The following is a 13,822-nucleotide window of genomic DNA, read 5'->3' as shown; positions in this document are numbered from 1 at the left end:
GTGCTCCGACGCACCGCGAAGAGGCCAGCGATGTTGCCACTGCAGCAAAAAACACGGCAAAGCGGACGCAAAGAAAAGGGGATGCGCACACCCCGGCTGGTCCCCCACGATGACCCCATGGACGACGAACTGGTGGAGCGCTTCCTCGAAGACGGATTCGTGAAGATGGAGGGCGCCTTCCCGCCACGCGTCGCCCAGCACTGCGCGTCGCTGCTGTGGCGGGAGACGGGCTACGACCCCGAGGACCCGGCCTCCTGGAAGGATCCGGTGGTCTGGGTGGCCGACATGGCACAGGGCCCGTTCGCGGCGGCCGCCAACTCTCCGGTACTGCACGAGGCGTTCGACCTGCTGGTGGGTGAGAACCGCTGGCAGCCCCGCTACTCACTGGGCAGTTTCCCCTTGCGGTTTCCGCACGCGGAGGAACCGGACGACGCGGGCTGGCACATCGAGGGAAGTTACGCACCCGCGGGCATGTACCACACCAACCTGCGCTCCAGGGACCGTGCCCTGCTGATGCTGTTCCTGTTCAGCGAGGTCACCGAGACCGACGCCCCGACACGCATCAGAATCGGCTCCCATCTCGACGTGCCGCCGATCCTGGAGCCGTACGGCGAACAGGGCGCCTCCTTCCTGGAGTTGGGCCCCAAGGTGGGCAAGGCCTCGGCACACCGCCCGCTCGCCCACGCCACCGGCAGCCCCGGGGACGTCTACCTCTGCCACCCCTTCCTGGTCCACGCGGCCCAGCCCCACCACGGCACGAGCCCCCGCTTCATGGCCCAGCCGCCTCTGCTCCCGGCGGTGCCGTACGAGTTGGACCGCCCCGACGGCGACTATTCGGCGGTCGAGTTCGCGATCCGCCGGGGCCTGGCCGAAGAGCACTGACCAGACCCCGGGCGGCGTGATTCTTCTAGGGGCGCGGGTCTGTGTCGATATGCGGCTCCGCCGCGCGGGCGCGACCAGCCACAACGGACCCGCAGCTCACATCGGACCGCACCCGCCCCAGCTAGAGCGCCGGGTACGCGTTCTTCATGAGCTCCTGGAACTGCGCCGAGAACCAGTGCCCCGACAGCGGAGCGTTCGGCAGCGCACCGGACATGTTGTTGTTGTTCCGCGGGTTGCCGGTGTACGTCGGGTCGCACATCCGGTCGAAGCCCTTGCCCTCGTCGTTCGCGATCGCGGAGCTGGACCCGTCGGACTCACCCGGCGGCTTGATCCACACGTAGGCGTCGATCCCGGCAGCCGGACTGGCCTGCGGACGCTCACCGAGACCGGCCCCTGACTGGTTGCACCAGTTGCCGACATGGATACGCCGGTCGATGCGGCCGCCGTTGACGTAGGTGTCCACGTCCGTGGTGGCACCGGGACCGGTCGGCCGGGCGGTGCCGCCCCAGCCGTTGCGGGAGGTGTCGATCAGCATGCCGACGCCCGAGGCGAAGCCCTGGTTCACCGCCTCCTGGCGGAAGGCCTGGGCGTAGGAGAGCTCGTCGGTGTACCGGTTCCAGTCGACCCACTTGGACTCGCGCACGGACTTGCCGCCCACGGAGTCGTTGATGGTGAAGTACTGCTCCTTCAGGGCGCTGTAGTTGGCGGTGTTGGTGATGAAACCCTGCACGTCGTTGACCGTGGCGCCCTCGGCGGTGGCCGCCTGCTTGATGGTCTGGACGCTCGCGGAGAAGTTGTCGTCCCAGCCGAGCCAGCCGTGGTGCCCGGCGTCCACGTAGTTGTAGACGTTGGGGGCGTCACCGAGCTTGTTGAGCGCGTAGCCGACGCCCTTGACGTAGTTGCCGTTGGCCTTCATCGTGTCGCAGTTGGCGGTGGCCGTGGCCCGCGGCGAGACGTTGGTGACGAGGTTGGGCAGCGAGTCGATCTCGATCGTGTTGACGATCCGCAGCGAGGCGTACTTGGGGTCGGCGAGGATCGCGGCGATCGGGTCGATGTACTGCGTCTTGTACTTGTCGATCTCCGTCGGGCCGAGTTCGCCGTTGGAGGCGAGCGCCGCACAGTCACGGCCGGGCAGGTCGTAGATGACCAGCTGGACGACGAGCTCGCCGCTGCCCTTCTGCTCCAGGGCCTTGTCGAGGTGGGCGCGCAGTCCCATCCCTCCGTTGACTCCGTTGATCGCGGCGATCCGGTCGAGCCACACGGCGGTGGGCTGGTTGGAGATCCGGCTGCCGCCCGGTTCCGCGGCGGCCTTCGCCGACCACTCGGGGTTCACGTACACCTTGGCGCCGGCGTACGGGTTGTCGACCTTGGTGCCGGGGGTACCGGGGTCGGTCGGCCCGGGGTCGGTGGGGCCGCCTCCGTCGACGTTGCAGGTCACCCCGTCGAGGGTGAAGGTGGCCGGGACGGCGTTGGTGCCGCTGTAGGTGCCCTGGAAGCCGAAGCTGGCCGAACCGCCGGTGGCGAGCGTGCCGTTGTAGGACTCGTTCGCCGCGGTGACGGCCGTACCGCTCTGACTGATCTTGGCGTTCCAGCCGCTGGTCACCTTCTGGTTTCCGGCGTACGCCCACTTCAGCGACCAACTCGACTTGGCCGTGGTGTTGTTGGTGACGGTGACGGCGGCGGTGAAGCCGGTGTCCCACTGGTTCTGCACCTTGTAGTCCACGGTGCAGGGGACGGCGGCGATGCCTGCGTCCCCGGGGGTCACGGCTAGCGCGGTCCCGGAGGCCCCGGCGACGAGCGCCAGGGCAGCGAGGAGCGCTGTTCTCGTACGACTCATGAGTGCGGGTTTCCTTCTCGTTCGCGGATGGTGTCCGTTGGGCGGGTGCTATCCGTTCAGGGCGCGCAGATGGTCACGCAGCCCGGTGCCGAACGCTGTGGGTGTGCCGTCGTAGCTGCTGATCAGGGACGGTCCGGAGGAGCAGTCCCAGGTGTTCCAGGTCCAGCCGAGGTACGACAGACCGCGGTCGTCGAACCACTTCATGACCTGGTCGATGAATCCGTGCGCGCAGGTGTTCTCGCCGATCTCCCCCGCCACGAGGGGGACTTGGGCGGCCACCGGGGCGAGCGTGGAGTTCCAGCAGCTCTCGTTGGCGCAGGCGTTGAAGTTGTACACGTGCCAGGCGGCGGCGAGATTTCCCGCCGGGTCGGCCGGTCTGTACGTCAGCCACTGGCTGAGGTCGTTGGAGTAGGCGATCCCCCCGGCCAGGATCAGGTTGGTCGCGCCGGTGCCCCGGACGCTGTCGACGAGATCCTGCATACCGGCGACCTCGTACCCGATGCCCGGGCAGCTGCCGCCGTCCCGCCAGCACTGCCACGCCTGGGTGGTCGTGGAGGTGGCGCGGTCCGGGTAGGGCTCGTTGAACAGGTCGAAGACGACGGTGCGGTCGTTCTTGAAGGTGTTGGCCACCGAGGCCCAGAAGGAGGGCGTGTACTGCATGTCGGGCATCGGTTTCTGGCAGCTGGCGTGCACGTCGGAGCAGCCCGCGGAGTTGCCGGTGTACTGCCCGTAGGTCCAGTGCAGTTCGACCACGGGTGTCATGCCGTGGGCCTTGACCTTGGCGACCAGGTCCTTGACGGCGTTGATGTAGTTCGCCCCGGCGTAGGCCGGGTCGATGGTGGACAGGCCCAGCCAGCACTCCTCGTTGAGAGGGATGCGGACCGTGTTCGCCTTCCAGTCGGCGATCGCCTTCACCGAGGCGTCGTCGACCGGGCCGTCGAAGATGCCGCGGCCCTGGACGCACATGAACTCGCCGCCGGACCGGTTCACGCCGAGCAGACGGCGGGTCGCGCCGTCGGCGTCCACGAGTTTGTTGCCCGACGCGCGAAGGACGGGGGGCCCGTCGTCCGCGGGATCCGTCGGCTCCGGTGGGGGCGAGGGCTCGACGGCCGTGTTGCAGCTGGTGCCGTTGAGCTTGAACGAGGTCGGAACGGCGTTGCTCCCCGACCAGGACGCGATGAATCCGGCGCTGACGCTCGCTCCGGTGGCCAGGGAGCCGTTGTACCTCTCACTGGCCGCGGTGACCGTCGTACCGGACTGGGACCATGTCGCGTTCCAGCCCTGGGTGAGCTTCTGGCCGCCGGCGAAGTCGAAGGCGAGGCTCCAACTACTCACGGCGGCCGCATTGTTGGTGATTTTCACGGTGCCCTGGAAGCCGCTGTCCCACTGGCTGGTGACGGAGTACTCCACCGAGCAGGCAGGGGCGGCGCCGGACGCCGTGACCACCGGCACCGTCACGGATCCGACAAGGGAGACCGCGCCGGCAACGGCTGCAAGTACTGAACGCGGGGGGTGTCGCATGAGCGACTCCTTGCAGATCAGCGCGCCGTTACGGACGCGTCGACTGATGGAATCGCTCCCACTGGTGTCAAGGAAGGTAGCGCCAAGTGACGGCAAAGAACAGGGGGTCACTTGACTTTTCCTCAGTCACGTTCGTCGAATCTTTTCGACTCTTCACGAGCCTTGACCCCTTGAATGCCCGTCTCCACTATGGGAGCGCTCCCACTGGTTCAAGCCTTGACTTCTCCGAGCCGCACAAGGAGGAACCAGCAATGCCCCCCACCAGGAGACGCCGGGCCGTCCGGCGATTGTGGACCGCTGTCGTGGCGGCCATGGCACTGCCGTTCGCGATGCTGAGTGCGGCTTCAACTCCCGCACAGGCAGCCGCAGTTCAGTGCAGCGTCGACTACAAGACCAATGACTGGGGCTCCGGTTTCACCGCGGATCTGACGATCACCAACCGCGGCACGGACGCCATCAACGGCTGGGCCCTGACGTACAGCTACGCGGGCAACCAGAAGCTGAGCAACGGCTGGAACGGGACCTGGTCCCAGACCGGCCAGACGGTCACGGTCAACAGCGCCTCGTACAACGCGAACATCGCCGCAGGCTCCGCCGTCACCACCGGCGCACAGTTCACCTACAGCGGCGCCAACGCGGCACCGACGAACTTCGCGGTCAACGGCACCTCGTGCACCGGCGCCCACCAGCCGCCGATCACCGTGCTGACCAGCCCGGCCGCGGGCGCGGTCTACACCCAGGGCAACGCGGTCCCGCTCGCCGCGACGGCCGCCGCCGCGGACAACGCGACCATCAGCAAGGTGGAGTTCTACGACAACACCACGCTGCTGGGCACGGACACGACGTCGCCGTACTCGCTCTCGGTCTCAAGTTTGACCGTGGGCAGTCATTCGCTGCTCGCGAAGGCGTACGACAGCCTGGGCGCGTCCGGGGAGTCGACGCCGGTCGGCATCACGGTCGCCTCGGGTCCCGCGGTCGTCGCCTCGGCGACCCAACTCGCCGTCCAGCAGGGCAAGACGGGCACGTACACCGTGAAGCTGTCGACGCAGCCCTCGGCCAACGTGACCGTCACGACCGCCCGCACCGGCGGCAACGCGGGTCTTACGGTGACCGGCGGGGCCTCGCTCACCTTCACCCCGTCGAACTGGAACACCGCGCAGACGGTGACCATCACCGGCAACGCCTCCGGCACCGGCGCGGCGACCTTCGAGTCGACGGCGACGGGCCACGCCAAGGCCGCGGTGACGGTCACCCAGATCGCGGCGACGGGCACCTACAACGCCCGGTTCCTGGATCTGTACGGCAAGATCACCAACCCGGCGAACGGCTACTTCTCCCCCGAGGGCATCCCTTACCACTCGGTCGAGACGCTGATCGTCGAGGCGCCGGACCACGGCCACGAGACCACCTCGGAGGCGTACAGCTACCTCCTGTGGCTGCAGGCCATGTACGGCAAGGTGACGGGCGACTGGTCCAAGTTCAACGGTGCCTGGGACATCATGGAGAAGTACATGATCCCCACGCACGCCGACCAGCCGACCAACTCCTTCTACAACGCCTCCAAGCCGGCGACCTACGCGCCCGAGCTGGACACCCCGAACGAGTACCCGGCGAAGCTGGACACCGGGGTGTCGGTGGGTTCGGACCCGATCGCCGGTGAACTGAAGACCGCATACGGCACCGACGACGTCTACGGTATGCACTGGCTGCAGGACGTCGACAACGTCTACGGCTACGGCAACTCGCCCGGCAAGTGCGAGGCGGGGCCGACGGACACCGGACCGTCGTACATCAACACCTTCCAGCGCGGTGCGCAGGAGTCGGTGTGGGAGACGGTGCCGCAGCCGACCTGTGACCAGTTCAAGTACGGCGGCAAGAACGGCTACTTGGACCTGTTCACCGGTGACGCCTCCTACGCCAAGCAGTGGAAGTTCACCAACGCCCCGGACGCCGACGCGCGTGCGGTGCAGGCCGCGTACTGGGCCGACAAGTGGGCGAAGGAGCAGGGCAAGGGCTCCGACGTCTCCGCGACCGTGGGCAAGGCCGCGAAGATGGGCGACTATCTGCGCTACGCCATGTACGACAAGTACTTCAAGAAGATCGGCAACTGTGTCGGACCGTCCACCTGCGCGGCCGGTACCGGCAAGGACGCCTCGATGTACCTGCTGTCCTGGTACTACGCCTGGGGCGGCGCCACCGACACCTCGGCGGGCTGGGCCTGGCGCATCGGCTCCAGTCACGCGCACGGCGGCTACCAGAACCCGATGGCCGCGTACGCGCTGAGCTCCTACGCCGACCTCAAGCCCAAGTCGGCGACGGGCGCGGCGGACTGGAACACCTCGCTGGGCCGGCAGCTGGAGTTCTACCGCTGGCTGCAGTCCGACGAGGGTGCCATCGCGGGCGGCGCGACGAACAGCTGGGCGGGCCGTTACGCGACTCCCCCGGCCGGCAAGTCGACGTTCTACGGCATGTACTACGACCAGCAGCCCGTCTACCACGACCCGCCGTCCAACCAGTGGTTCGGCTTCCAGGCGTGGTCGATGGAGCGGGTCGCCGAGTACTACCAGCAGACGGGGAACGCGCAGGCCAAGGCGGTCCTCGACAAGTGGGTCAAGTGGGCGCTGTCCAAGACCACGATCAACCCGGACGGCACCTACCAGATCCCCTCGACGCTTCAGTGGTCGGGCCAGCCCGACACCTGGAACGCGTCAAGTCCCGGTGCCAACAGCGGACTTCACGTCACCGTCGCCGACTACACCAACGACGTCGGCGTGGCCGCCGCGTACGCCAAGACCCTGACGTACTACGCGGACCGCAGTGGTGACACCCAGGCCGCCTCCACCGCCAAGGCGCTGCTGGACGGCATGTGGAGCAACTACCAGGACAGCCTGGGCATCGCGGTGTCGGAGAACCGGGCGGACTACAACCGGTTCGACGACTCGGTGTACGTCCCGAGCGGCTGGACCGGGACCATGCCGAACGGTGACGCGATCAACGCGTCGTCGACCTTCGAGTCCATCCGGTCGTTCTACGAGGACGACCCGGCCTGGTCGAAGATCGAGGCGTATCTGGCGGGCGGCGCGGTGCCGTCGTTCACCTATCACCGGTTCTGGGCCCAGGCGGACATCGCCCTGGCCATGGGGTCGTACGCGGAGCTTCTCGAATAACCCCCGCCAAGCGCTCCGCGGGTTGGGTGGTCGTTCGGCTGCGGGTCCGATGTGGCTGGTCGCGCAGTTCCCCGCGCCCCTGACGGGGCGCACCACGTACCGCCCGTTCCGACGGAACCGCTTGAAGGCTCCACGTACGAGGCCTCGCCACCGGACGGCGGGGCCGAACAGCCGGGCGGCCCCCTCCCGCACTGGGGGTCGCCCGGCAACTCTCGCACTCCAAGGAAAGCGCTTACTCCCCCCACTCACCCTTTCCCGGAAAGGACCCCCCGTGCGAAGAACCCGCATCCTCACGGCCGTGCTCGCGCTCGCGGCCGGGCTGCTCGCCGGCACCCCGCCCGCACTGGCGGCCGACGGCACCGCGAAGGTCTCGCTCGCCGCCGACACGTACACCTGGAAGAACGCCCGGATCGACGGGGGCGGTTTCGTCCCCGGGATCGTCTTCAACCGCTCCGAGAAGAACCTGGCGTACGCCCGCACCGACATCGGCGGGGCCTACCGCTGGCAGGAGTCGTCCAAGACCTGGACACCGCTGCTCGACTCGGTCGGGTGGGACGACTGGGGGCACACCGGTGTGGTCGGCCTGGCGTCCGACTCCGTGGATCCGAACAAGGTGTACGCGGCCGTCGGGACGTACACCAACAGCTGGGACCCGAAGAACGGCGCGGTCATGCGCTCCTCGAACCGGGGCGCGAGCTGGCAGAAGACCGACCTGCCCTTCAAGCTCGGCGGCAACATGCCGGGGCGGGGCATGGGCGAGCGGCTGGCGGTCGACCCGAACAAGAACAGCGTGCTGTATCTCGGGGCGCCGAGCGGCAAGGGGCTGTGGCGGTCGACCGACTCGGGGGTGAGCTGGTCGCAGGTGGCTAACTTCCCCAACGTCGGCAACTACCAGCAGGACCCGAGCGACACCAGCGGCTACGCGAGCGACAACCAGGGCGTCGTCTGGGTGACCTTCGACGAGTCGACGGGCACGTCCGGGAACGCCACCCGGGCGATCTACGTCGGCGTCGCGGACCTGCAGAACTCGGTGTACCGGTCGACGGACGCGGGCGCGACCTGGACGCGGCTCGCCGGCCAGCCGACGGGTTACCTCGCCCATAAGGGTGTCCTGGACGCGGCGGGCGGCTATCTGTATCTCTCCTACAGCGACAAGGGCGGGCCGTACGACGGCGGCAAGGGCCAGGTGTGGCGGTACGCGACGGCGACCGGCACCTGGACGAACATCAGCCCGGTCGCGGAGGCCGACACCTACTACGGCTTCAGCGGACTGACGGTGGACCGGCAGAAGCCCGGCACGGTGATGGCGACGGCGTACAGCTCGTGGTGGCCCGACACCCAGATCTTCCGGTCCACCGACAACGGGGCGACCTGGACGAAGGCGTGGGACTACTCGTCGTACCCCAACCGTGCGAACCGCTACACGATGGACGTCTCGTCCTCTCCCTGGCTGACCTGGGGCGCGAACCCGTCACCGCCCGAACAGAGCCCGAAACTCGGGTGGATGACCGAGTCGCTGGAGATCGACCCGTTCAACTCGAACCGCATGATGTACGGGACCGGGGCGACGCTCTACGGGACGGAGAACCTCACGAACTGGGACTCCGGCGGCCAGTTCACCATCAAGCCGATGGTGCAGGGCCTGGAGGAGACGGCGGTCCTCGACCTGGCGTCGCCGCCCTCGGGCGCCCCGCTGCTGAGCGCACTCGGAGACGTCGGCGGCTTCCGGCACACGGACCTCACCAAGGTCCCGTCGATGATGTTCACGTCCCCGAACTTCACCACGACCACGAGTCTGGACTTCGCCGAGACGAACGCGAACACGGTCGTGCGGGTCGGCAATCTGGACTCGGGCCCGCACATCGCGTTCTCGACGGACAACGGGGCCAACTGGTTCGCGGGAACCGACCCTTCGGGCGTCAGCGGGGGCGGGACGGTGGCCGCCGCGTCGGACGGCAGCCGGTTCGTGTGGAGCCCCGACGGCACGGGAGTGCAGTACACGACGGGCTTCGGCTCGTCCTGGTCGGCGTCTAGCGGGATTCCGGCGGGCGCGATCGTCGAGTCCGACCGGGTCGACCCTCGGACCTTCTACGGCTTCAAGTCCGGGAAGTTCTACGTGAGTACGGACGGCGGGGCGACGTTCACGGCGTCCGGGGCGACCGGACTGCCGAGCGGTGACAGCGTGCGCTTCAAGGCGCTGCCCGGCGTGAAGGGTGACGTCTGGCTCGCGGGCGGGGCCACCGACGGGGCGTACGGCCTGTGGCACTCCACCGACGGCGGCGCGAGCTGGACGAAGCTCTCGAACGTCGACCAGGCCGACGCGATCGGCTTCGGGAAGGCGGCGACGGGGGCGTCGTACCAGACGCTCTACACCAGTGCGAAGATCGGTGGCGTCCGTGGCATCTTCCGCTCGACCGACAAGGGCGCGAGTTGGACCCGCATCAACGACGACGCCCACCAGTGGGGTTGGACCGGCGGGGCCATCACCGGTGACCCGCGGGTGTACGGCCGGGTGTACGTCTCGACCAACGGACGGGGCGTGATCTACGGCGACACCTCCGACCCCGGCGGCGGAGGCGGCACCGATCCGACGGACCCGACGGATCCGGCCCCCACGGGCGCCTGCGCGGTGACGTACAAGATCACCAACCAGTGGTCGGGCGGTTTCCAGGCGGACGTCCAACTCAGCAACACGGGCTCGAGCGCCTGGACCGGCTGGTCACTCGGCTGGACCTTCCCCAACGCCCAGACGATCTCCCAGACCTGGAACGCCGAGTCCACCCAGTCGGGCTCGACGGTCACCGCGAAGAACGTCGGCTGGAACGCCAACGTGGCGGCGGGCTCGTCCGTGAGCTTCGGCTTCACGGGGAACTGGTCGGGGACGAACGGGAAACCGACCGCGTTCAAGCTGGGCGACCAGAACTGCACCGTCGCCTGACGAACCGTCGAGGGCGCGTACCGCACCGGTACGCGCCCTCACCTCTGCGCAGCGAATGTTCAGATCACAACTGAATCACCTCTTCAGCACAACTCTCACTTCTTCTTCACATCTCCCGTTACGCTCATCCCCCGCGAAAAACCTCAGGGGGGACCATGTCGTACACCCAGCCGCCTCCGCCTCCGCCTTCTTTCTCTCCGCCTCCGCCTCCGGGTTTCGGGCCACCGCCCGTTCCGCCCACGCCCCGGCCCGGCTGGGCCCGCAAGCGGGTGCTCATCCCCGTCGCCGTGGGCATCCTGCTCCTCGGTGTGGGCATCGGGGCCGCGGGGAATGGCGACGGCGGCAAGAAGGCCGCCGCCGAGCCGGCCCCCACCGTCACGGTCACCGCGCCGGCGCAGGTCGACGCCGAGGCAGAGCCCGCTCCGACGGTGACCGTCACGAAGACGGCCGCAGCGAAGGCGAAGGCGCAGGCGGACACGTCCGACAGCGCCGATGCCCCCAGCGGCAAGGCGGTGTTCAAGGTGTGGGGCTCGGCGCCCGCGGGGGTCGACATCACCTACGGCAACGACGGCACCAACCTCCAGGGCAAGGGACTGCCGATGGAGAAGACCCTGAGCGTCGACGAGGACGCCCTCTTCTACCAGGTGACCGCTCAGCTCATGGGCGGCGGGGACGTCCAGTGCTCGATCACCATCGACGGCGAGACGAAGAAGGGCCGGGCCCAGGGCGGGTACAACATCTGCTCCGCACAGCTCAACAGCGATTTCAGCGGCGGCTTCAGCTGACCGCCCGGGTGGGTGCGTGCTCCGCAAAGGCGCACGCACCCACCGGTGTTCACTCCGTGCACACCGCCGTCCTCGGTGCCGTGGCCATCCCCTTACAGGCGTGGGCGGTGCGGCACGCGGAGCCGGAATTGGCTGGGTAGCCTCAGCACATGACCCGCCCCATGAAGTCACCGATCATCAGCCTGATCCGGCTCGACGAGCCGACGCCGCAGCATGACGGTTGGATCTGCACCCCTCATGGTCGCGACTCCTGCACCCGTGACATCGTCGCCGTCGCCGAGCTGCAGACGAAGGACGCCGTCCAGCCCTACCGGGTGTGCGAAGCGTGGCTCACTGAGAACACGAGGGCAGTGGCATACCTCGCAGAAAACGGCTACGACAACCGCTGACGGTCACGGCCGTCTCCCCGCCTGGAGCAACGCACCCCAGCCGGGGTTCCACGCTTGGCCGGGGTACAGCAAACCCGACTTGATCGTGTCGGAGTCAGTGGATCGCGGACGAGGAGAAGCGGGAAGCCGAGCGGCAACGCGGCTGCTGGAACGGCGGGAAGTGCATCCACGGATGGGCCTCCTCCCACCGCTCCTGCGTCTCCTCCGGCCGCGGCTCAGGCTCCGGCGTATCCCCGGCAGCCACCGCATCGTAGGGAGCGTCGTCCAGGTTGTCGTCAGAACCGCAGGCAGCGAGAAGCGGCGAGAGGGCGAGCATTGCCACAACGACGAGAGTGCGGGATCTCATTGCCGGCCTGCGTCTCCTCGGTGTGAGCGAGGAGCCGTTTCAGCAGGTCACAGCCCTACGGCGTGTACACCGCCGGCCTAGGTGCCGTCGCCATCCCGTTGCCGATGAAGAAGCTCGGGTGCGGGGGCTGGTTGTAGGCGGTGTTCTGCCAGGCCAGGGCCGTGCGGTACATCGTGTCGTGGAGGAGGGTCGTGATCTTCGTCGTCGTCTCGTACGGCGTGGAATAGACGCGGAGCGCCTTGTTGTCCGACGTCGGCCAGACGACCTCCTCGCGCCAGTCGCCCAGGATGTCGCCGGACAGGGACGGGGTCGCCTTGGTGCTGTTGTTGGAGTGGACCGACGCCCCGGTCAGGAGGCGGGTGTCCGACGAGGTGCCGTACTTGTCGATGTGGGTGCCGTCGAGGAGTTCGCGGACCGTGTCGCCGTCCCACCAGGACAGGAAGTTCACCGAGGACGGCTCGCGGCCCTTCGTGGCGCCCGCCTCGTCGCGGATCGAGGTGTCGGAGGCCGACCAGACCTCCGCACCGTCGTTGCCGGCCCAGATGTCGCCGGCGACACCCCGCCCGTTGTCGCAGCACGCGGCCAGTTTCCAGTTCACCGTGCCGTTCGCCGGGTTGATGTACAGCTCCGCCGGCTGGGAGGTCGACTCCGAGACCTTGAAGTACTCGAGACCCGCGTGGGAGGGGTCGAGGTCGCCGAGGTGCTGGGCGTCGCCGTGGCCCGTCTTGGTGGTCCACAGCCCGTTGCCGTTGTCGTCGACCGCCATGGCCCCGTAGACGATCTCGTCCTTGCCGTCGTTGTCGACGTCCCCGACGGACAGACTGTGCGAGCCCTGACCGTCGTAGCCCTTGCCGCTGTTGGTCGAGGAGTTGGTGTCGAAGGTCCAGCGGCGGGTGAAGGTGCCGCCTCGCCAGTCCCAGGCCGCGATCACCGTACGGGTGTAGTAGCCGCGGGCCATGACCAGCGACGGGCGGGCGCCGTCCAGGTACGCCGTCCCCGCGAGGAAACGGTCGACCCGGTTGGCGTACGAGTCGCCCCACGACGACACCGTGCCCCGGGCCGGGACGTAGTCGACGCTCTGCATCGCCTTGCCGGTCTGCCCGTTGAACATCGTCAGGTACTCGGGGCCGGACAGGACATAGCCGCTGGAGTTGCGGTGGTCGGCCGACGCGCTGCCGATCACCGCGCCGGTGCCGTCGACCGTGCCGTCCGCCGTCTTCATGGCGACCTCGGCCTTGCCGTCGCCGTCGTAGTCGTACGCCTGGAACTGCGTGTAGTGCGCGCCGGAACGGATGTTGCGGCCCAGATCGATCCGCCACAGCCGGGTGCCGTCCAGCTTGACGCCGTCCAGGATGGTGTTGCCGGTGTAGCCGGACTGGGAGTTGTCCTTGGCGTTGGTCGGCTGCCACTTGAGGACGAAGTCCAGTGCCCCGTCACCGTCGAGGTCGGCCACGGACGCGTCGTTGGCCTCGTAGGTGTACGCGACACCGTCGGGGGTCGTGCCGCCGGCCGGCGGGCTGATCGGAACGTCCTTGTAGCCTCCGCGGAGTTGGACGGCGTGGACCGAGTCCGGCTGCTCGACACCACCGACGACCGCCCGGACGGTGTAGTCGGCCTCGGCGGGCGCACCGGAGTGGAAGTAGTTGGTGGAACCGGTGACCGGGGTCGAGTTGACCTTGGTGCCGGCGCGGTAGACGTTGAAGGAGACGTCGTTCGGGTCGGTGCCGAGCCAGCGCCAGCTGACCAGGTTGCCGCTGCTGGTGTGGACGCTGACGACTCCCCGGTCGAGTTTCTCGACCTGGCGGGCGGTGGCGGCCTCGGCCGTACCGGGCGACAGCGCGATCAGACCGGCGGCCATGAGGGCCACGGCGGCGGTCGTCGCCGAGAGGAGGACTCGGCGTCTGCGGTGCGGGTGAGGATGCCGGTGGGGGTGCGGGTGCGGGTGCTGCACGGGGTG

General features: G+C 68.3%; 9 protein-coding genes. 5 read left to right on the top strand and 4 right to left on the bottom strand.

What is annotated here, in order from left to right; all coding sequences use genetic code 11:
* Window positions 1-81: 81 nt before the first annotated feature.
* Entirely contained in the window at window positions 82-882 is an 801-nt protein-coding gene (locus ACIBJB_RS25200) for a phytanoyl-CoA dioxygenase family protein (RefSeq protein WP_398933370.1), read from the top strand.
* A 121-nt stretch (window positions 883-1,003) separates the two neighbouring features.
* On the opposite strand, the gene ACIBJB_RS25195 is transcribed toward ACIBJB_RS25200, so the two are convergent.
* Both ACIBJB_RS25195 and ACIBJB_RS25190 read right to left on the bottom strand, forming a co-directional pair.
* Window positions 1,004-2,719 (bottom strand): glycoside hydrolase family 6 protein, encoded by a 1,716-nt coding sequence (locus ACIBJB_RS25195; protein ID WP_398933369.1) that lies wholly within the window; start codon window positions 2,717-2,719, stop codon window positions 1,004-1,006.
* A 48-nt stretch (window positions 2,720-2,767) separates the two neighbouring features.
* Window positions 2,768-4,240, bottom strand: a complete 1,473-nt coding sequence (locus ACIBJB_RS25190; protein WP_398933368.1) for a cellulase family glycosylhydrolase — start codon at window positions 4,238-4,240, stop codon at window positions 2,768-2,770.
* A gap of 251 nt (window positions 4,241-4,491) precedes the next feature.
* On the opposite strand from ACIBJB_RS25190, the gene ACIBJB_RS25185 reads away from it, so the two are divergent.
* The 4 genes from ACIBJB_RS25185 to ACIBJB_RS25170 all read left to right on the top strand — a co-directional run bounded on the left by ACIBJB_RS25185 (window position 4,492) and on the right by ACIBJB_RS25170 (window position 11,519).
* A complete protein-coding gene (locus tag ACIBJB_RS25185; protein ID WP_398933367.1) occupies window positions 4,492-7,407 on the top strand; it encodes a glycoside hydrolase family 48 protein in 2,916 nt (971 codons plus the stop codon).
* Between the two features lie 271 nt (window positions 7,408-7,678).
* The gene (locus ACIBJB_RS25180; protein WP_398933366.1) at window positions 7,679-10,345 is read left to right on the top strand and encodes a cellulose binding domain-containing protein; all 2,667 of its coding nucleotides are present in this window, start codon (window positions 7,679-7,681) and stop codon (window positions 10,343-10,345) included.
* A gap of 287 nt (window positions 10,346-10,632) precedes the next feature.
* Window positions 10,633-11,130, top strand: a complete 498-nt coding sequence (locus tag ACIBJB_RS25175) for a hypothetical protein (protein ID WP_398933365.1) — start codon at window positions 10,633-10,635, stop codon at window positions 11,128-11,130.
* A gap of 149 nt (window positions 11,131-11,279) precedes the next feature.
* Window positions 11,280-11,519, top strand: a complete 240-nt coding sequence (locus tag ACIBJB_RS25170) for a hypothetical protein (RefSeq protein WP_398933364.1) — start codon at window positions 11,280-11,282, stop codon at window positions 11,517-11,519.
* A gap of 94 nt (window positions 11,520-11,613) precedes the next feature.
* Here ACIBJB_RS25170 and ACIBJB_RS25165 read toward each other — a convergent pair whose 3' ends face one another.
* Together ACIBJB_RS25165 and ACIBJB_RS25160 are read right to left on the bottom strand one after the other, a co-directional pair.
* Window positions 11,614-11,841, bottom strand: coding sequence for a hypothetical protein (locus ACIBJB_RS25165; RefSeq protein WP_398933363.1), 228 nt, complete (start codon window positions 11,839-11,841; stop codon window positions 11,614-11,616).
* Window positions 11,842-11,920: 79 nt separating this feature from the next.
* Window positions 11,921-13,816 carry a rhamnogalacturonan lyase gene (locus ACIBJB_RS25160; protein ID WP_398933362.1) on the bottom strand — a complete coding sequence of 632 codons (1,896 nt, stop codon included), beginning with the start codon at window positions 13,814-13,816 and terminating at the stop codon, window positions 11,921-11,923.
* Window positions 13,817-13,822: the final 6 nt, after the last annotated feature.

The organism is Streptomyces sp. NPDC050759, assembly GCF_044456945.1.
GTDB lineage: Bacteria > Actinomycetota > Actinomycetes > Streptomycetales > Streptomycetaceae > Streptomyces.
The sequence above is the reverse complement of the archived record's forward strand: the minus strand, read 5'-3'. Positions and strand labels throughout refer to the sequence as shown.